Origin of the sequence: Enterococcus sp. AZ167 (assembly GCF_051714025.1) — a bacterium.
GTDB lineage: Bacteria > Bacillota > Bacilli > Lactobacillales > Enterococcaceae > Enterococcus_D > Enterococcus_D casseliflavus.
In genome coordinates, this window is the sequence record NZ_JBIORB010000001.1 from 190880 (window position 1) to 210153 (window position 19274).

15 protein-coding genes and 1 pseudogene are annotated in these 19274 nt (G+C 43.0%); 15 read left to right on the plus strand and 1 reads right to left on the minus strand.

Translation table 11 applies throughout. From position 1 onward, the window contains the following. The first annotated feature begins 26 nt into the window (after positions 1-26). From IGJ05_RS00965 to IGJ05_RS01030, 14 genes and pseudogenes are all read left to right on the plus strand, one after another. Positions 27-1894: pseudogene (locus tag IGJ05_RS00965) on the plus strand (SpaH/EbpB family LPXTG-anchored major pilin). A gap of 22 nt (positions 1895-1916) precedes the next feature. Continuing rightward, positions 1917-2813, plus strand: a complete 897-nt coding sequence (locus IGJ05_RS00970) for a class C sortase (protein ID WP_438724983.1) — start codon at positions 1917-1919, stop codon at positions 2811-2813. 420 nt (positions 2814-3233) lie between these two features. Next, a complete protein-coding gene (gene ylqF / locus IGJ05_RS00975; RefSeq protein ID WP_005229614.1) occupies positions 3234-4100 on the plus strand; it encodes a ribosome biogenesis GTPase YlqF in 867 nt (288 codons plus the stop codon). Next, positions 4084-4848, plus strand: a complete 765-nt coding sequence (locus tag IGJ05_RS00980) for a ribonuclease HII (protein ID WP_005229617.1) — start codon at positions 4084-4086, stop codon at positions 4846-4848. Before ylqF ends, IGJ05_RS00980 begins: the two co-directional genes overlap by 17 nt. A 68-nt stretch (positions 4849-4916) precedes the next feature. Beyond that, positions 4917-5795 carry a DNA-processing protein DprA gene (dprA, locus tag IGJ05_RS00985; protein WP_266166563.1) on the plus strand — a complete coding sequence of 293 codons (879 nt, stop codon included), beginning with the start codon at positions 4917-4919 and terminating at the stop codon, positions 5793-5795. Positions 5796-5937: 142 nt separating this feature from the next. Further along, a complete protein-coding gene (gene topA, locus IGJ05_RS00990; RefSeq protein ID WP_266166564.1) occupies positions 5938-8016 on the plus strand; it encodes a type I DNA topoisomerase in 2079 nt (692 codons plus the stop codon). Positions 8017-8167: 151 nt separating this feature from the next. Beyond that, entirely contained in the window at positions 8168-9469 is a 1302-nt protein-coding gene (gene trmFO, locus IGJ05_RS00995) for an FADH(2)-oxidizing methylenetetrahydrofolate--tRNA-(uracil(54)-C(5))-methyltransferase TrmFO (protein WP_005229622.1), read from the plus strand. Between the two features lie 119 nt (positions 9470-9588). Then, positions 9589-10014: a hypothetical protein gene (locus IGJ05_RS01000; protein WP_010749390.1), complete on the plus strand. Its 426-nt coding sequence runs from the start codon at positions 9589-9591 to the stop codon at positions 10012-10014. Positions 10015-10027: 13 nt separating this feature from the next. Then, positions 10028-11464 (plus strand): flotillin family protein, encoded by a 1437-nt coding sequence (locus IGJ05_RS01005; RefSeq protein WP_015510006.1) that lies wholly within the window; start codon positions 10028-10030, stop codon positions 11462-11464. A 195-nt stretch (positions 11465-11659) separates the two neighbouring features. Then, positions 11660-12598: a tyrosine recombinase XerC gene (gene xerC, locus IGJ05_RS01010; protein WP_080544137.1), complete on the plus strand. Its 939-nt coding sequence runs from the start codon at positions 11660-11662 to the stop codon at positions 12596-12598. A 22-nt stretch (positions 12599-12620) separates the two neighbouring features. Next, positions 12621-13163: an ATP-dependent protease subunit HslV gene (hslV, locus tag IGJ05_RS01015; protein ID WP_005229630.1), complete on the plus strand. Its 543-nt coding sequence runs from the start codon at positions 12621-12623 to the stop codon at positions 13161-13163. Positions 13164-13177: 14 nt separating this feature from the next. Continuing rightward, complete coding sequence (gene hslU / locus IGJ05_RS01020; RefSeq protein ID WP_010749393.1) at positions 13178-14575, plus strand: ATP-dependent protease ATPase subunit HslU; 1398 nt, start codon at positions 13178-13180, stop codon at positions 14573-14575. A gap of 13 nt (positions 14576-14588) precedes the next feature. Continuing rightward, positions 14589-15380, plus strand: coding sequence for a GTP-sensing pleiotropic transcriptional regulator CodY (gene codY / locus IGJ05_RS01025; RefSeq protein WP_005229632.1), 792 nt, complete (start codon positions 14589-14591; stop codon positions 15378-15380). Between the two features lie 11 nt (positions 15381-15391). Further along, positions 15392-16267: an aldose 1-epimerase family protein gene (locus tag IGJ05_RS01030; protein WP_060792222.1), complete on the plus strand. Its 876-nt coding sequence runs from the start codon at positions 15392-15394 to the stop codon at positions 16265-16267. 52 nt (positions 16268-16319) lie between these two features. Here the strand turns inward: IGJ05_RS01030 and plsY are convergent, their stop codons facing one another. Continuing rightward, positions 16320-16958, minus strand: a complete 639-nt coding sequence (gene plsY / locus IGJ05_RS01035) for a glycerol-3-phosphate 1-O-acyltransferase PlsY (RefSeq protein WP_015510003.1) — start codon at positions 16956-16958, stop codon at positions 16320-16322. A 284-nt stretch (positions 16959-17242) separates the two neighbouring features. Between plsY and parE the strand changes: the two genes are divergently transcribed. After that, on the plus strand, positions 17243-19270 hold the full coding sequence (gene parE / locus IGJ05_RS01040; RefSeq protein WP_074535153.1) for a DNA topoisomerase IV subunit B: 2028 nt from the start codon (positions 17243-17245) through the stop codon (positions 19268-19270). The last annotated feature ends 4 nt before the right edge of the window (positions 19271-19274 follow it).

Consider the following 19274-nt stretch of genomic DNA (forward strand, 5'->3'; position numbering starts at 1 on the left):
TCAAACATAGAAGAGAGGAAAGAACAATGAAAAAGATTTTTAATCATACGAAAATGGTTTGTCTCCTATTTTTACTTCTGCCATTTGTCTTTTTTGGAACGAAAAATCAGCAAGTATCCGCAGAGAGCAATTTGGCACAGGTCCATCTGCATAAAAAGAAAATGGTCAATCTGCCAGGTTCATTGATTCAAAATAGTGGGACTGAGATGGCAGAGTTTGATCAATACCAAGGCTTAGCCGATGTCACTTTTTCTGTCTATGATGTGACCACAGCATTTTATGAAAAACGATCTGCAGGGGCATCCGTTGAAGAAGCGAAGCGTCAAGTCCAAACCTTGACGCCTGGTTCCCCTGTAGCTAGCGGGAAAACAGATGCAGCCGGTGATTTGGTTTTTGAATTGCCGAAAAAACAAGCCGATCGGGATGCAGTTTACACCATTGTAGAAGACCCTAAAGACGGTGTTACCACTGCTGAGAACATGGTGATCGCCTTTCCTGTTTACGAAATGATCCAACAAGCAGACGGGTCGTATGCTTACGGGGAAGAAGAATTAGACACGATTCATCTTTATCCAAAAAATACTGTCACAAATGAAGGAACGCTCCTTGTGAATAAACGAGGAACGGGGGAAAACGAACCACTGAATGATGCGGAATTTGTCATCTCAAAGCAAGAAGGAAACCAACAGACCAAGAAATATATTTTAAGTGCAGCCGATGGACTTTATACGTGGACGACTGACAAACAAGCAGCGTACCGCTTTTTAACAGGTAAACAATATGCTGCTGGAGAAACGACCATCGATGTTGAAGAAAACCAAAAAGGACAGTTAAAAGTTGAGCAGTTAGAAGCAGGCACCTATCAATTAGAAGAAACGAAAGCCCCAAGTCAAGCCGCCTTGATCGAGCAAGAAACCATCAAGGATTTTTCGATCGCAGCAGGCAATGACGTCACGGTTGAGTTAACAGTCAAGAATGACACGACAAATGTTACCAAAACAACACCACAATTAGACGGCAAAGACGTGGGAATCGGCGAAAGAATTCAATATCACCTAACGGTCAATATCCCATTAGGTATCCAAGACAAAGTAGGAGCAGAAAACAAATACAAACATTTCCAATTGATCGATGCGCACGATCCAGCGTTGACTTTTGAAAACACAGCAGAGGGAGAAACTGGCTATGCGTTGTATGATGGAGAAAAGAAAATCGATTCAACGAACTATCAAGTAGCGGAAAAAGAGCATGGCTTTACGGTAATCATCAATCCAGAATTTGTGCCGCAACTAACGCCGGGAAATCAATTGCGCTTTGTGTATTATATGTATTTAAATGAACAGGCTATGCCTATCAATGGCTTTAAGAATGAAGCAAATGTAGAAACAGATTTCATGACGGATCAAACGCCGCCAAGCGTGGAAGTTTTGACAGGGGGCAAACGCTTCTTAAAAGTCGATGGGGCTGTGACCGCTACCGAAGCGCTGGCAGATGCAGTTTTTGTTGTACGGGATCAAGACCGTGATGATGCCAACTACTTGAAAATCGAAGAGGGAACCAAACAGGTATCTTGGGTGCAAACAGCGGATTAAGCGACGAAATTTACCACAGGAACAGATGGATTGGTTGATATCATCGGGTTGAAATTTGGCACGTACTATTTGGAAGAAGTAAAAGCACCGAAAAATTACGTGCTGCTAACAAATCGCATCGCTTTTGAAGTCCATGAAACGTCTTATGGAACGAAAGAGCAATTGGGAGAGCCCGAAAAAGTTCCTAACCGCCGCAAAGGAACCTTACCAGCAACTGGTGGTGTCGGCACGTATCTAATGGGCGCAATCAGAGTGGTGATCGTTGGTTTAGCAGGGGTTATTTTGTAAAACGGAAAGGGTAAGTAAATGAGATGAAAAAGCACGATGAGTATCAGACGAAGAAATGGCGCAAAAGCACCAACTAGAAAAGTAACTTTATTGGATTTTCTGATGGGTGTTCTGCTGCTGCTAGGGGTTTTGATCATCAGTTATCCTTTTGTAAGTAATCAGCTCAACACGTTTTTGGATCAACAGTTGATCAGTTTCTACCAGAGCCAAGCCAAAAAAATGAGTGAAATAGAAAAACAACAAAAAAGGAACCAGTTGGAACGAGCAAATCAAGAGCTGGCACAGCAGCCCAGCAATCCTGGAATCAAAGAAACGCAAGATTTATCAGAAACAAGGGACTCAGAATCAGTTGATACACCTGATTACTATGAACGACATACGATCGGCGTTTTAAATATCCCCGTAATTGGTGTCGCTCTCCCGATTTTTGATCAAACCACCGATACGTTGTTAAAAAGAGACGCAACATTATTGGAGGGCGCTTCGTATCCAATAGGTGGTGAAGATACCCATGCGGTTCTTTGTGGGCACCGTGGGTTAACGAGTGCAACGCTCTTTACTGATCTGCCTAAGCTGCAGATCGGTGATGAGTTTTATATCGAAACGTTTGATGATACATTGGCGTATCAAGTAGATCAGATAAAAACGGTCGACCCTGATGATACTCAGGCATTAAAAATTGTGAAAGGCAGCGATTACGTCACGCTGTTGACCTGTACCCCCTATATGGTCAATAGCCATCGTTTATTGGTACGGGGCAAAAGAATTCCTTATGTTGAAGAAAAAGAAACAGCCGCCGCCAAAAAAGCACAGCAGCAAAAAGTAGGATTGATGCTAGGCGTGATCACTGTTCTTATCCTCCTCTTGTTGATTAGTAACAGGATTCAGCGGAAAAAACGTCTTCATTCGAATACTTCCATTGATGAAAAGTAAGGATCGTTCGTTTTTCTCACTAAGTAGAAGAAAATGACTTTTTAACCTTAGTCAGAATGAAACATGTCGTGTGAAATATGGTACAATAACTAAGATAAAAGATAGCAAAAAAGCAGTCAGACTATTGTGAGTGTGTTAGGAAAAACCAAAATAAAGCGGTAAGGATGCTTCATTCAACCACTTCCCCAAAATTAAAAGTCAAGGAGCGTTGAAACAAACGCGCTCGAAGCTTTTCCTATGCATCAGGTTGGAAAAAGAACCTTGATCCGCAAACAGTTCAGCTAGTTTGCTGCACTGCTGGGTTTCTCAGACTCAAAAAAAGCAAGTAGCCTTCGTTCTTGTCACCTATAGACTACACGAATATAAAAACGACTGTCTTTTTTATCAATTCGAAGAAGTACCAAGGAGGAAAACGTTCAAATGACCATTCAATGGTTTCCAGGCCATATGGCGAAAGCCAGACGTGAAGTAAGTGAAAAATTAAAGTTCGTGGATATCGTTTTTGAACTCGTGGACGCACGCTTGCCGATTTCATCCCGCAATCCGATGTTAGATCAATTATTACAACAAAAACCACGATTGATCTTGATCAATAAAGCGGATCTCGCAGATCCCGTTCAAACCAAAAAATGGGAGCATTATTTCCAAGCACAAGGCTATCTAGCACTGGCAATCAACGCCCAAGACAATCAAGGGGTTAAAGCCATTGTTCCTACAGCAAAACAAGTCTTGAAGGAAAAAATTGCTCGCGACAAAGCGAGAGGCTTGAAGCCTCGTGCGATTCGAGCAATGGTGATCGGCATCCCGAATGTCGGAAAATCGACCTTGATGAACCGCTTAGTAGGGAAGAAAATCGCTCAGACGGGCAATAAACCCGGCGTGACGAAAGGGCAGCAATGGCTGCGTTTTGGGACTGATCTAGAGCTTCTAGATACGCCTGGGATCTTATGGCCAAAATTTGAAGATCCTGAGATCGGCAAGAAGTTGGCATTGACCGGAGCGATCAAAGACCAGCTGATCCATTTGGATGATATTGCATTGTATGGTCTTGATTTTTTTGCCCGCTATTATCCTGAAAGAATCGCGAATCGTTACCAACTAAAAGCGGAAGAAGAGGCGTTGTTAGCGCCCGATCTGTTGATGAAAATCACGGAAAAACGTGGCTATAAAGACAATTACGATCGAGGAAGCGAACTCGTTGTCTTCGACATTCGGCAAGGGAAATTGGGCCGATATACACTAGATCGAGTGGAGGAAATGGAAAGCCAAGATGAAACAACCGATTAAGACAATCAAAGAGCGATTATTTGATCCAGCTTTCAATGACCAAGCGTATTTGCAGGCGCTGCAAGCAGATGAACGAGCGGGGGTCCAAAAGCTGCTGCAACAATATGAGAAACAGCGAGTGAAACACCAGCTATTGCAGGAAAAATACGAAGAAATGATGCGTTTTGAAAACGAAGCATTTCAGCAAGGCGCCCGTTTTATTGCTGGTTTAGATGAAGTGGGGCGCGGACCATTAGCAGGACCCGTTGTGTCAGCTGCGGTCATCTTGCCTAAGGAATGTCAGATCTTAGGTCTAAATGATTCCAAACAGCTTTCTGCCAAGAAAAGAGAAGAGCTGTTTATCGAAATTCAAAACAAAGCCGTTGCTGTCGGTATCGGTGTGGTCAGTCCAGAAGAGATCGATCGGATCAATATCTATCAAGCCAGTCGTCTAGCAATGAAAGAAGCCTTGATCGACTTAGCAGTCAAGCCCGAGTATTTACTGATCGATGCGATGACGATCGATACGGAAATCCCTCAACAAAGCTTGATCAAAGGAGATGCCCGTTCCATTTCCATTGCCGCAGCAAGTATCATCGCCAAGGTATATCGAGACAACTTAATGAAAGATTTTCATGAAGTCTATCCTTTTTATGGGTTTGATCAAAATGCTGGGTATGGAACCAAAGTCCATTTAGAAGGGCTAGCTGCCCACGGAATCTGTCCTATTCATCGAAAAACATTTGCGCCAGTAAAACAATATCTATAAATTTCATCCATCCCTCTTTTTTTAGCGAATCTTATAAGTAAGATTACTAAGAAAAGAGGGCTTTGTTTATGAAGTATCAACAAGCAACAGATTTTGAAAAACAGTTGATAAAACTGTACTACTGTCAGGGAATTGGTCTGCAAGGTTGTTGGAAGATCATTTGGCATTGGTTGGAAACAAAAGAGATGAATTGTTCGCTGGAAGAGATGATTGCCATCGGGGTCCTTCCACAGCACCGTACGGTTTTTCGGCGATCATGGGAGCGATTGACGGACGAACACATCGCACAAAAGATGGGCGCACAAAACTACCTCACTTTCTTCTCGGCGGAGTATCCGATGCTTTTACGACAAATCGCGGACCCGCCATTGATGCTTTTTTATGAAGGGAATCTGCAATTGCTACAAACGACCATGATTGGCTTTGTTGGTGCAAGAACGGCGTCCTTATACGCACGAAAAGTTTGCGAAAAGCTGATTCCACCTCTAGTGACGGAAAATTATACCATCGTTAGCGGATTGGCCAATGGTGTCGACAGCTTTGCCCATGAATCAGCCATCAGAAATCGTGGACAAACCATTGCTGTGATTGCTTCTGGGATGGACCATTGTTATCCGTCATCTTCCTACCGTTTGTTCCAGCAGATCCGTCAAGAACATCTGGTGCTAAGCGAATATCCCCACGATACCAAACCGCAAAGATACCACTTTCCGCTGCGCAATCGCATTATTGCTGGGATCTCAAAAGGGGTCTGCGTAATTGAAGCCAAGGAAAGAAGCGGTTCTTTGATTACGGCACAGTTAGCGATGGAAAACGGACGAGAAGTTTTTGCAGTGCCTGGTGAAATGATTTCGGATCAGTCAAAAGGTTGTCACCGCTTGATTCAAGATGGTGCAAAATGTACGATTAGCGTGTCGGATATTTTACAAGAGTTAGCCTTTTTTTGATTTTTCCAATCAACCTTCCTTGACAAACCTTTTCTTGAAAGCTATGATAAGCTACGATTTGTATGTTTCATCTGCATACGATAGGTTCACTGATTGATAGAATATAATAGTAGGAAAAATTCAGGAAGGAGCCATTCTTTATATGGCATATAAATATTTAGTAATCGTGGAATCGCCAGCAAAGGCGAAAACCATTGAAAAATACCTTGGACGAAATTACAAAGTCGTCGCAAGTGTCGGTCATATTCGTGATCTCCCTAAAAGTAAGATGGGGATCGATGTCGAAAATGATTATGAGCCTCATTACATTTCGATCCGTGGAAAAGGTGACGTGATCAAAAGTCTCCGTTCTGCTGCGAAAAAAGCTGAAAAAGTCTACCTCGCAAGTGACCCGGATAGAGAAGGAGAAGCCATTGCTTGGCATTTAGCTTTTCTACTTGGACTAGATTTAAAAGATAAAAATCGTGTCGTCTTTAATGAAATCACTAAAGATGCGGTCAAAGCAGCCTTCAAAGAGCCAAGAACGATCGATGTGGATCTCGTCGATGCTCAACAAGCACGGCGGATCTTAGACCGATTAGTCGGGTATTCATTGAGTCCGATCCTTTGGCGCAAAGTCAAAAAAGGGTTAAGTGCTGGACGTGTTCAATCGGTGGCGCTTAAGATCATTATTGATCGTGAAAAAGAGATCCGTGATTTTGTTCCTGAAGAATATTGGAGCATTGATGGAAACTTTAAAAAAGCCACGAAGAAATTCAAAGCCAATTTTTGGGGCTTAGATGGCAAAAAGAAAAAATTACCGAATGCTGAAAGTATTAAAGAAGTCACCGATCGCCTTTCTGGTAAAGACTTTCAAGTGACAAAGGTTGAAAAGAAAGAACGCAAACGGAATCCATCTGCACCATTTACCACCAGTAGTTTGCAACAAGAAGCAGCCCGCAAACTGAATTTTCGAACACGGAAAACCATGATGGTCGCACAGCAGCTCTATGAAGGGATCGCCCTTGGCAAACAAGGGACTGTCGGTTTGATTACCTATATGCGTACCGACTCGACGCGAATCGCTGACACAGCCAAAGGGGAAGCAGCCGAATTTATCGAAAACACCTATGGGTCAGAGTTCTCCGCTCACGGTGGCAAAAAACGCGCCAATGCACAAGGGGCACAGGATGCCCATGAAGCGGTAAGACCGACCAGTGTTTTGCGTACGCCAGAAGCCATGGAGAAATTCTTAGACAAAGACCAATTAAAATTGTATCGCTTGATCTGGTCTCGCTTTGTGGCTAGTCAAATGACGCCTGCTATTTTGGATACGATGAAAGTTACTTTGGATCAAAATGGTGTCATCTTTATTGCCAATGGTTCAAAGATCAAATTCAAAGGATTTATGCAGGTCTATGTGGAAGGTCGCGATGATGGCAAAGAAGACAAAGAGAACATCTTGCCAGAGTTAGTCGAAGGAGATGTCGTTCAATCCGTATCGATCGAACCGAAACAGCATTTCACCCAACCACCTGCTCGTTACAGCGAAGCAACGTTGATCAAAACCCTTGAGGAAAACGGTGTGGGTCGTCCTTCAACCTATGCACCGACGTTAGAAACCATTCAGCGGCGTTATTATGTGAAACTGACGCAAAAACGTTTTGAGCCAACTGAACTTGGTGAGATCGTCAATTCGTTGATCGAGGAATTCTTCCCGCAAATTGTTGATATGCATTTTACTGCTGAAATGGAAAATAGCTTGGATAGCATTGAAGCTGGGAAAGAAGAATGGGTCAAAGTTGTCGATCAGTTTTATCGCCCATTTGAAAAAGAATTGACAACTGCAGAAGAAAGTATCGAAAAAATTCAAATCAAAGATGAACCTGCAGGCTTTGATTGCGATCTTTGTGGTCATCCGATGGTGATCAAATTAGGCCGCTACGGAAAGTTTTATGCTTGCAGTAATTTCCCAGATTGCCGCAACACAAAACCAATCGTGAAAGAAATCGGCGTTGAGTGCCCTGTCTGTCATCAAGGGCAAGTCGTTGAACGCAAATCGAAGAAAAACCGGTTGTTTTATGGTTGTACCCGCTACCCTGAATGTGACTTTACTTCTTGGGACAAACCAGTGGGTCGTAATTGTCCGAAGTGTGATAATTATTTAGTCGAAAAGAAAGTCAAAGGCGGGAAACAAGTCGTTTGTGTCAAAGGCGACTATGAAGAAAATGTGCAAAAATAACTAGCAGGATATCCTGTTAAAAAAGAATCGGCGTATTCTCTTGAACGGTCAGCCTCATCGTTGGCTGACAAAAGAAAGCGCCGGTCCTTTTGATTAATACAAGCTGTTTCTTATGAAAAGAGACGAGCTTTTGAAATAAAAGGAGAGCACTATGAAAGAAATCAATGTTATTGGTGCCGGTTTAGCCGGAAGCGAGGCTGCGTGGCAAGCAGCGCAAGCAGGTGTCGCAGTAAATCTTTATGAAATGCGTCCTAAGAAGTCGACAGAAGCCCATCACACAAATAATTTTGCCGAGCTTGTTTGTACCAATTCACTACGAGGCAACAATTTAACGAATGCGGTCGGTGTCTTGAAAGAAGAAATGCGTCGCTTGGATTCAGTGATTATCACTTCTGCAGACAAAACAGCGGTTCCAGCAGGTGGTGCCTTAGCTGTGGATCGCGATGATTTTTCAGAGTTGGTCACCAAACGTGTCAAGGAGCATCCTTTAGTTACAGTCATCGAAGAGGAGATCACTGAAATTCCAGAAGGCATCACTGTGATCGCAACAGGTCCATTGACTTCTGAACCGCTCTCAAAAGCGATCCAAGCGTTTAACGGATCTGAAGGATTTTATTTCTATGATGCCGCAGCACCAATCGTTGACAAATCAACCATCAATATGGATAAAGTTTATTTGAAATCTCGTTACGATAAAGGTGAAGCAGCCTATCTGAACTGTCCGATGAATGAAGAGGAGTTTTATGCGTTTCGTGAGGCCTTGGTCAATGCAGAGGTGGCTCCTTTGAAAGAATTCGAAAAAGAAAAATTCTTTGAAGGGTGTATGCCGATCGAAGTCATGGCTGGTCGTGGTCCGAAAACCATGTTGTTTGGTCCGATGAAACCAGTTGGGTTAGAAGATCCGAAAACTGGCAAGCGTCCTTACGCAGTGATTCAGCTGCGTCAAGACAATGCGGCGGCTTCTCTTTACAACATCGTTGGCTTTCAAACACATTTGAAATGGGGCGAACAAAAACGGGTATTCCGGATGATCCCTGGCTTGGAAGAGGCTGAATTTGTGCGCTATGGCGTGATGCATCGGAATAGTTTTATGAATTCACCTGAGCTTTTGCAACAAACCTATCAATCGAAAAAACGTGAGGACCTCTTTTTTGCTGGACAAATGACAGGGGTCGAAGGGTATGTGGAAAGTGCAGCCAGCGGGTTGATGGCTGGCATCAACGCTGCCAAACTTGCAAAAGGCGAAGCACCGATCATTATGCCACAAGAAACGACGATTGGTAGTATGGCGTATTATATCACCCATGCTGAAGGCAAACACTTCCAACCAATGAATGCAAACTTTGGGTTGTTGCCAGAACTTCCAGAGCGAATCAGAGACAAGAAATCCCGTTATGAAGCATTGGCAAATCGAGCGTTAGCTGCTTTAGAAAAAGCCAAGGAACAATTATAAGCACGATGATCGAAAACTTTCTTACTGATAATTGGTGAGAAAGTTTTTTTTTAATTTGTCTTGAAACTTTAATCAAGGTGACTTATGATAGACAGTAACAATGACAGAAGGTGGTGAAGATGGTGATCGGAGAATGGATTCATTTGATTCAAAACTATTTACAGCGTTTTCCTACAGTGATCCAATTTTTAGGTTGGCTGATCCTCTTGGTCGGGGTCATTTTCGTTGTCTTTGTTGCATTTAGTTTGCTGTTGGGGCCCTTTATGTGGCTCTACAATCGTATCACAGACAAAAACCGCAGCAATGTCATTAGCCGCAATGAGTTTGTGATCGGCGAACTGACGGAAAAGATTGTCGGAGATACAATCGGCGAAGTCATGGAAATAGGGAGTCAAGGTGCACGTTCTGTTTATCCTGCTCGTTTTTTTCGAGAAGAAGATCGTGAAAACAATGTTCGATTGCCAGTCGGCACCAAAGTCATCATTGTCGATTTTGATAAAAAAGGGATCGCGTTGGTGGTTGAAAGTAAAAATTTTATAGAATAGGAAGTGTTAGGTTATGGTGGATACAGGATCAGCAGTTGATTTTTTAAGTAATCCGATTTTATGGGGCGTTGTCCTCGTAGTTTTATTGATCGCCTTTTTGATGATACGCTACCGAATCGGAAAACCCGATGAAGCGTTGATCGTCACGGGGTCGTTTTTAGGAAAAGAAGGCATCAAGATTTTAAAAAACAGTGGGACGTTTGTGATTCCTATTGTTCAAAAGGCACATAAATTAAGTTTACTGACCCACAAGTTAGAGATTGGGACACCAGAAGTTTATACAGAACAAGGCGTACCGATCAAAGCCAGTGCCACGGTATTAGTGAAAGTCGGCAACAGTACCGAGTCGATCAAGACAGCCGCTGAACAATATTTAGGCAAATCCACTGGTGAACTGGAAGATGAAGCGCAAGAAGTCTTAGAAGGTCACTTACGGGCAATTCTAGGAACGATGACGGTGGAAGCCATCTACAAAAACCGCGATGATTTTGCGGAACAAGTACAAGAAGTTGCCTCTACGGATTTGAAAAAAATGGGGCTGGAGATCGTTTCATTTACGATCAAAGACGTTAGCGACAGCAATGGGTACCTCGATGCTTTAGGGCGTCCCCAGATTGCTGAAGTGAAGAAGAATGCTGAAGTAGCAGAATCCAATGCCTTAAGAGAAACGCGGATCAAGCAAGCCGAGAATGAACAGTTGGCACAGCATGAAGAGATCCGTCGCCAAACAGAAATCGCAGAAGCGACAAAAGATATGGCGTTGAAACAAGCGCAGTACAAACAAGAACGTGAAGTTGCGGATGCGAAAGCAGAGCAAATCGCGGTCGGTGAGCAAATGAAAGTACAATTGATCGAGCAAGAAAAAAATATTGAGATTCAAGAGAAACAAGCGGAATTGACAGAAAAAGAATTGAATGCAACTGTCCGTAAAAAAGCCGAAGCAGATAAATATGTCGTTGAACAAAACGCATTAGCAGACAAAGCACGTGAAATCGCCCGAGCACAAGCCGAAGCGGAAAAAGTCAAATTAGCTGCACAAGCGGAAGCGGAACGAATTGAAAAATTAGGTAGTGCCGATGCGGAACGAATCGCAAAAGTCGGTCAAGCCGAAGCGGAAAGCCGAGAAAAAATGGCGATCGCTTTGACCAAGCTGAACGAAGCTGGTATTTTGATGGAATTTATCAAAGTGCTACCTGAAATTGCGAAAGAAGTCAATGCACCCCTTAGCAATATCGATAAAGTGGTCAGCTTTGGCGGCAACGATGGGCTTCAATCAATGGGAGAAGCTGGCTTAGCTCGAACCTTTGATACGATCAAAGAAACCACCGGATTAGACTTAGTGGCGTTGATCAATGACACCATGTCCACAAAACAAGGAAACAAAGAGCTAGTTCAGGCTGTTTCACAAAGCAATGGTTCGCCTCAGCCAACAACGGAGCGGATCGAATAAAAGGAAATAAATGGAAACGTACCAGTCCCTCTCTATTTTGAGAAAGGGACGGGTACGTTTTTATGGCTCTTTTGAGTGATCTTTCTGAAGAATGATAAGAATCTTACGAAGATTCTTAGAAAGTTTTCACAATTATGTCTAAACTTTGAAATATTGATTAAATTCTGACAATTCATTTGTTTTTTTTTGTGGTCTATGCTAAAGTTATTTCGAATCATGAAAAGGGGGGTTACTTTGCAAACGGATCAATTACAAGAAGAGTTTTTTCGTTATCTTATTGTTGAAAGAGGGTATTCGGAAAAGACAAAAAAAGCGTATCAAGAAGATATGAACGATTTTTTTCACTTCTTGAAAGAGTCTGGCAATGAAGACCCGTTAGCGGTGGAGTATCGTGATGTTCGTGTCTATTTGAGCTACTTGACGGAACGAGGGTATAGCCGTAATTCCATCAGTCGGAAAATGGCTAGCTTGCGTTCATTCTACCAATTTCTAACCAAGCATGAGATCGTCAAAGAGAATCCCTTCGCCTACATTCATTTAAAAAAGAAAAACGCTAAATTACCGCGTTTTTTTTATGAAAAGGAAATGGATGCTCTTTTTCAAAGTGTCGCTGGTGATGAGCCATTACAACAGCGCAATCAAGCATTGTTAGAAGTCCTTTATGGTTCAGGTCTGCGGGTCAGCGAGTGTAGCAGTCTGACGCTGGGCGCGATCGATTGGGAAAGCGGCGTTTTGCTGATCCACGGAAAAGGCAACAAAGATCGCTATGTTCCTTTCGGCAGTTACGCACAAGCGGCAGTCAAGCGCTATCTTTCCTCAGGACGCAAGCAACTGATGGAAAAGCAGAACAAGGAACACGAGGTCCTCTTCGTGAATCATCTAGGTGATGGGATCACTGCAACAGGGATCGAGTATGTGTTGAATCAAATCATCCGAAAAAGCAGTTTAGATAGTAAAATCCATCCTCATATGCTGCGGCATACGTTTGCGACCCATCTATTAAACAACGGAGCCGATATGCGGACCGTTCAAGAATTGTTGGGGCATGCCAATCTATCTACGACACAGATCTATGCGCATGTCACCAAAGACAGTTTACAAAAAAATTATCGCCAATTTCATCCACGTGCGTAAAATTGGTACAGGAGGAACGTAAATGAAGTCAGAATTTCATTCAACCACCATCTGTGCGGTTGAAAAAGATGGCAAGTTTGCCATGGCTGGTGATGGTCAAGTAACGATGGGAGAACAGGTCGTTATGAAAGGAACCGCTCGGAAAGTCCGTCGAATTTACAACGGTGAAGTGATCGTTGGCTTTGCCGGTAGTGTGGCAGATGCCTTTACCTTGGAAGAAAAATTTGAAGGAAAACTCAATGAATACAACGGAAACTTGCAACGAGCTGCAGTAGAATTGGCACAAGAATGGCGGACGCAGCAATCGATGCAAAAATTAGAGGCGATGCTGATCGTCATGAATGACAAGGAGATGCTCTTAGTCTCAGGGACAGGTGAGGTCATTTCGCCAGATGAAGGGATTTTAGCTATCGGTTCAGGTGGAAACTATGCCTTGGCGGCAGCCCGTGCGATGAAACGTTATGGCGGTGAACTATCTGCCAAAGAAATCGCTGAAGGTGCCTTGAATATCGCAGCAGACATTTGTGTCTTTACGAATCACAATATCATTGTAGAAGAGTTTTAAAGAGGGATGACGATATGACAAACCAAAACAAATCACCACGAGAGATCGTGAAAGAATTAGATGAATACATCGTTGGACAAACCAATGCCAAAAAATCAGTGGCGGTTGCATTAAGAAATCGTTACCGCCGACTGCAATTAGATGAAAAAATGCAGCAAGATGTCACACCAAAAAATATTTTGATGATTGGACCAACGGGTGTTGGGAAAACGGAAATTGCGCGACGGTTAGCGAAAATCGTTGATGCGCCTTTTGTTAAGCTAGAAGCAACGAAATTCACAGAAGTCGGTTATGTCGGTCGAGACGTAGAATCGATGGTTCGTGACCTTGTAGAAAACGCGATCCAAATCGTGAAAAAAGAACAATATAAAAACGTACGCATCCAAGCGGAGAAAAAAGCCAATCGTCGTTTAGTAAAAGTCTTAGTTCCTGGTATTAAAAAGGAACAGAAAAAGAACACCAATCCTTATGAACAAATGATGAATATGTTCAACGCCGCACAACAACCAGAAGAACCAAAAGAAGAATTGACAGATGAGATTCGCAGCAATCGCCAAGCGATTTTCGAACAATTAGAAAAAGGCCTTTTGGATAACCGAGAAGTGACGATCCAAGTCGATGAACCGAAAAATCAAGCGCCAATGATGAACAATGGCTTAGAACAAATGGGCATTGATTTGAATGAAACATTAGGTGCATTGAAACCGCAAAAGAAAATTGAACGCACAGTAACCGTGAAAGAAGCGCGGGAATTGTTAATTCAAGAAGAATCCTCCAAACTGGTCAACGACGCGGATATTCATAGCGAAGCATTACGTTTGGCGGAATCTAGCGGCATCATTTTTCTTGATGAAATCGACAAAGTATCTTCGAAATCGCAGCAATCAGGAGAAGTTTCTCGTGAAGGGGTGCAAAGAGATATCTTGCCGATCGTTGAAGGCTCACAAGTCAATACGAAATATGGAACGTTACAAACCGACCATATTCTCTTTATCGCTTCAGGCGCATTCCATCTATCGAAACCAAGCGATTTGATCCCTGAGTTGCAAGGGCGTTTCCCGATCCGCGTGGAGCTGGATGACTTGACGAAGGAAGACTTTGTTAAAATTTTAACGGAACCAAACAATGCCTTAGTCAAACAATACGTTGCCTTGTTAGGAACCGAGAATGTCAAAGTGGTCTTTACGATGGAAGCCATCGAAAAAATTGCCGAAATCGCGTATCAAGTGAATCGCGATACCGACAATATCGGAGCCCGTCGTTTGCATACGATCCTAGAGAAACTACTTGAAGATCTATTGTTTGAAGCATCTGAGATGCAAATGGGTGAAATCACGATCACAGAAGCGTATGTGGAAGAAAAACTTGCGTCAATCGCAAAAGATGAAGACTTAAGCCGGTATATTTTATAAAGGGAGCGGACCAATGAAAACATTATTAGAAAAGACAAGACAAATCAACGAATTATTGCAGCAAAAAAACACCTTTAATTTAGCTTCTGATTTGCCTTACGACAAAATGGCTGTCATTTTAGGAAACATCCTAGACAGCAATGCGTATATTATTAGCGTCGACGGCAGCGTGTTAGGTTTTGTTGAGAACCATGATGTCAATAATGAGCGCATCAAAAAAATGTTTGTCGAAAAACAGTTTCCTAAAAATTATACAGATTTAGTCGATCACCTGACTTCCACAGAAGCCAATGTGCCGATCAGTGACGATATGACGGCTTTTCCTGTGGAAGGCCGAGAGCTGTATCCCAACGGACTAACAACCATCGTACCAATCTACGGTGCAGGAGAACGCTTAGGGACGATCATTCTTTCCAGAATCGATACATCCTTTGATGATGATGATTTGGTATTAGCGGAATATAGTGCGACGGTTGTTGGTATGCAATTCTTGTACCAAAAATCCCGTAGTATCGAAGAAGATGTTCGCAGTACCACAGCTGTTCAAATGGCGATCAACACGCTTTCTTATAGTGAGCTAAAAGCTGTTCAAGCTATTTTTGAGGCATTAGAAGGAGACGAAGGTCGTTTGACCGCATCAAGTATCGCTGACCGTATCGGCATCACCCGTTCGGTGATCGTGAACGCTTTGCGTAAATTAGAGTCTGCCGGTATTATTGAATCCCGCTCTTTGGGGATGAAAGGCACCTATTTAAAAGTGCTTAACAGCCGCTTTAAAGAGGAATTGACGAAACATCAATATTAGGAGATGAGACCATGACAGTTACCATCACGGCCGGTCATCTGCAAGCAAAAATTGCAGAAAAAGGGGCTGAGCTGCAAAGCTTAGTCGATACGAGCAATGACCTTGAATATATTTGGCAAGCTGATCCAAACCACTGGGGAAAGCATGCACCGATCTTATTTCCGATCGTGGGTGCGTTAAAAGAGGACACCTATCAACATGAGGGCAAGAGTTATCATTTGCCTCGTCATGGATTTGCCAGAGACATGTTATTTACTGTCGTTGAACAACGCACAGATTACGCTTTGTTTTTACTAGAAAGTTCGACTGAAACCAAAGCAAAGTATCCGTTTGATTTTCAGCTGTATGTCAGTTATGAATTAGGCGGTGATGGCTTAGTCGTCAAATACCAAGTGAAGAATAGCGGTCAAAAAGAACTCTATTTCTCCATTGGTGGACACCCTGCATTCAACGTCCCACTTGAAAAAGGGCTGACTTTTGAAGACTATTATCTTTCTTTTTCTCCAAAGAAATCACGGGTGAAATTGCCGTTAAAAGGCAACTATATTGATTATGAGCAACGCACACTCGGTCAAACGAATACGGATCTACGCTTGACCCATGACATGTTTGCAAATGATGCGCTAGTTTATGAAACGAAAGGATTACATTCCTACTCGATTCGCAGTGAAAAATCGCCTCATAGTGTCACGTTAAGCTACAATAATATGCCGTATGTCGGTTTTTGGTCCACATATCCAGTGAAATCGCCATTTCTATGTATTGAACCATGGTGCGGCATCGCAGATACGCTAGAAGCCTCCGGTGAGCTGTCAGAAAAGCTGGGGATTCAAGCACTTCCACCTGACGAACTGTTTGAAACAAAGTACTCCATCACAGTTAAATAAACGTATGAAAAAAGAAGCTGGGAAAAGCGCAATGACTTTTCTCAGCTTCTGCTTATTTGTTCGTTTGACCCTTATTCAGTCCAAAGGGTACTCGACTTTCGGTCCCATCTTTGATGCGGGTAATGTTTTCACGATGGCGAATAAAGATAAAAATCGTTACGCCGATCGCTATGAAGGTCAGCAGCCAATTTTGCTCAGGCAAGATCGCAGGAGCGATAAAAGGCAAGACGATCGTCGATAAGGTGATCAAACACGCCGCGATCATACTGGTCAGGCTCACCATACTTGTCACATAAAGACAGATAACGAAAATCAATGAAGAATAAATGAAAAAGAGCGGATTGTATCCTAAGAGCATCCCAGCACTTGTCGCCACTGCTTTGCCGCCTTTAAATTTGGCAAAGATCGGGAAGGTATGACCTAAGATCGCACAGACCCCAAACCAGAGCGGATTGACAGTATGGAGACCAAAGATGACTGGCAAGCTGGTCGCCAAAGTTCCTTTTAAGATATCCATCAATAAAACAACGATGCCGGCTTTTTTTCCTAAGACGCGAAATGTATTGGTCGTTCCCGTATTGCCGCTGCCGAATTGGCGAATATCTTTTTTGAAAAACAGTTGGCCAATCCAAACACCAGAGGGGATCGAACCTAAAAGGTAAGCAACAATAAATAAAAGAATCGTATTCATAATAACCAACTTTCTTTGCAAGGCTAGGGCAATTTTAGCATGAAAACGCCTTTCCAACAATAAGAAAATCTTTCGCTGGTCAGACAAAGAAGAAAAACAGCTTTTCTCAGAGCTGTGAAACACAAACAAGCCATTTTGCGACTCTAGCTTGTGCAAACAAAGGAAAAAGGATAAGATAGTTTAGAAAAATGTTCGCTTGAAAAAAGCGTATTTTGTGTTAAGATTTTTTTTGCAGTCCTTTCAGCATTAGAAAAGGACTGATCAAGATTAAAGGAGCGGTGGGTTTGGCAAAGAAAACCACAGAATATAATGATGCTTCCATTCAGGTCTTAGAGGGTTTGGAAGCAGTAAGAAAACGGCCAGGAATGTATATCGGCTCGACCGATAGCCGCGGCTTGCACCACTTAGTGTATGAAATCGTCGATAATGCGGTTGATGAGGCACTCTCAGGATACGGCAATGAAATCGATGTTACGATCCATAAAGACAATAGTATCAGTGTTCGAGACAATGGTCGGGGAATGCCGGTCGGGACACATGCATCTGGAATCCCAACTGTTGAAGTGATCTTCACCGTGTTACATGCTGGCGGAAAGTTTGGCCAAGGCGGCTACAAAACTTCTGGCGGCCTTCATGGGGTTGGTGCCAGTGTTGTAAATGCCTTATCCAGCTGGCTAGAAGTGGTCATCGTTCGAGACGGTATCGAATACAAACAGAGCTTCAAAGACGGCGGGAAACCAGCAGGTACTTTGAAAAAAATCGGCAAAACCCGTAAACCAACGGGAACAACCGTTACGTTCAAACCAGATGATACAATCTTTTCTGCAACCAAATTCTCCTATGAGATTCTCGCTGAACGTTTGAGAGAATCAGCGTTCTTGTTGAAAGGGGTCAAAATCTCCCTGACGGACGAACGTGGGGAAGAACCGATTCATGAAGTCTTTTTATATGAGGAAGGCATCAAAGAATTTGTTGATTATTTAAATGAAGAAAAAGATACCTTGACCCAAGTGGTTTATTTTTCTGGCACGAAAGAAGCCATCGAAGTAGAGCTTGCCTTTCAATACAATGATGGGTATTCAGAAAACGTCTTGTCCTTTGTCAACAATGTACGTACCAAAGATGGCGGTACCCATGAAGTTGGGATGAAGACGTCAATGACCAAAGCCTTCAATGAGTATGCCCGCAAGGTCAATTTGTTGAAGGAAAAAGATAAGAACCTTGAAGGCAGTGATTTCCGTGAAGGGTTAGCGGCAGTTCTGTCGATCCGCGTGCCAGAAAATCTTTTGCAATTTGAAGGACAGACCAAAGGGAAATTAGGGACACCCTTAGCAAGAAATGCGGTAGACAATGTGATTGGTGAGCAGCTAGGCTATTATCTACAAGAAAACAGTGAAATGAGTCAAATGCTGGTTCGTAAAGCGATCAAGGCAAGAGAGGCCCGTGAAGCTGCCAGAAAGGCGAGAGAAGAAAGCCGTACTGGAAAGAAACGCAAAAAAGGCGAGTCACTGCTTTCTGGTAAATTAACACCTGCGCAATCTCGTAATCCTAAGAAAAATGAATTGTATTTGGTGGAGGGGGATTCTGCGGGTGGTTCAGCAAAGCAAGGACGAGACCGCAAGTTCCAAGCCATCTTGCCATTGCGAGGCAAAGTCATCAATACTGAAAAAGCCAAGATGCAGGATATTTTGAAAAATGAAGAAATCAATACGATGATCTATACTATCGGTGCCGGTGTTGGCCCAGAGTTTTCAATTGAAGACTGCAACTATGATAAAGTGATCATCATGACCGATGCGGATACCGATGGGGCGCACATCCAAGTGCTGCTTTTAACCTTTTTCTACCGGTATATGAAACCTTTGATCGAAGCGGGGAAAGTATACATTGCTTTGCCGCCTCTGTACAAAGTGTCAAAAGGGTTAGGGAAAAAAGCAGTAGTCGAATACGCTTGGACCGATGATGAACTAAGCAAACTGACCCAAAAAATCGGCAAAGGCTATCTCCTACAGCGCTACAAAGGGTTAGGAGAAATGAATGCCGACCAATTGTGGGAAACGACCATGGACCCAGAAACGCGGACACTGATTCGGGTACGGATCGATGATGCTGCCCAAGCAGAACGTCGCGTCACCACTTTGATGGGGGACAAGGTAGAACCTCGTCGGAAGTGGATCGAAAGTCATGTTCAATTTAGTTTAGAAGAAGATGGCAGTATTTTGGATAAAAAAGAAGATACGGTACCTGAATTAGTTGATGAAAAATTAATGGATACCGAACAAGCAGACAGCAAACAGTTAGTTAAGGAATAGGAGG

What these genes read in the sequence shown, in the direction of transcription:
- IGJ05_RS01000 (WP_010749390.1), top strand. Translation starts at nt 9,589, where the DNA reads ATGGTGATCGGAGAATGGATTCATTTGATTCAAAACTATTTACAGCGT.
- IGJ05_RS00970 (WP_438724983.1), top strand. Translation starts at nt 1,917, where the DNA reads ATGAGTATCAGACGAAGAAATGGCGCAAAAGCACCAACTAGAAAAGTA.
- codY (WP_005229632.1), top strand. Translation starts at nt 14,589, where the DNA reads ATGAAAACATTATTAGAAAAGACAAGACAAATCAACGAATTATTGCAG.
- hslV (WP_005229630.1), top strand. Translation starts at nt 12,621, where the DNA reads ATGAAGTCAGAATTTCATTCAACCACCATCTGTGCGGTTGAAAAAGAT.
- trmFO (WP_005229622.1), top strand. Translation starts at nt 8,168, where the DNA reads ATGAAAGAAATCAATGTTATTGGTGCCGGTTTAGCCGGAAGCGAGGCT.
- dprA (WP_266166563.1), top strand. Translation starts at nt 4,917, where the DNA reads ATGAAGTATCAACAAGCAACAGATTTTGAAAAACAGTTGATAAAACTG.
- IGJ05_RS00980 (WP_005229617.1), top strand. Translation starts at nt 4,084, where the DNA reads ATGAAACAACCGATTAAGACAATCAAAGAGCGATTATTTGATCCAGCT.
- plsY (WP_015510003.1), bottom strand. Translation starts at nt 16,958, where the DNA reads ATGAATACGATTCTTTTATTTATTGTTGCTTACCTTTTAGGTTCGATC.
- xerC (WP_080544137.1), top strand. Translation starts at nt 11,660, where the DNA reads ATGCTAAAGTTATTTCGAATCATGAAAAGGGGGGTTACTTTGCAAACG.
- hslU (WP_010749393.1), top strand. Translation starts at nt 13,178, where the DNA reads ATGACAAACCAAAACAAATCACCACGAGAGATCGTGAAAGAATTAGAT.
- topA (WP_266166564.1), top strand. Translation starts at nt 5,938, where the DNA reads ATGGCATATAAATATTTAGTAATCGTGGAATCGCCAGCAAAGGCGAAA.
- ylqF (WP_005229614.1), top strand. Translation starts at nt 3,234, where the DNA reads ATGACCATTCAATGGTTTCCAGGCCATATGGCGAAAGCCAGACGTGAA.
- IGJ05_RS01005 (WP_015510006.1), top strand. Translation starts at nt 10,028, where the DNA reads ATGGTGGATACAGGATCAGCAGTTGATTTTTTAAGTAATCCGATTTTA.
- IGJ05_RS01030 (WP_060792222.1), top strand. Translation starts at nt 15,392, where the DNA reads ATGACAGTTACCATCACGGCCGGTCATCTGCAAGCAAAAATTGCAGAA.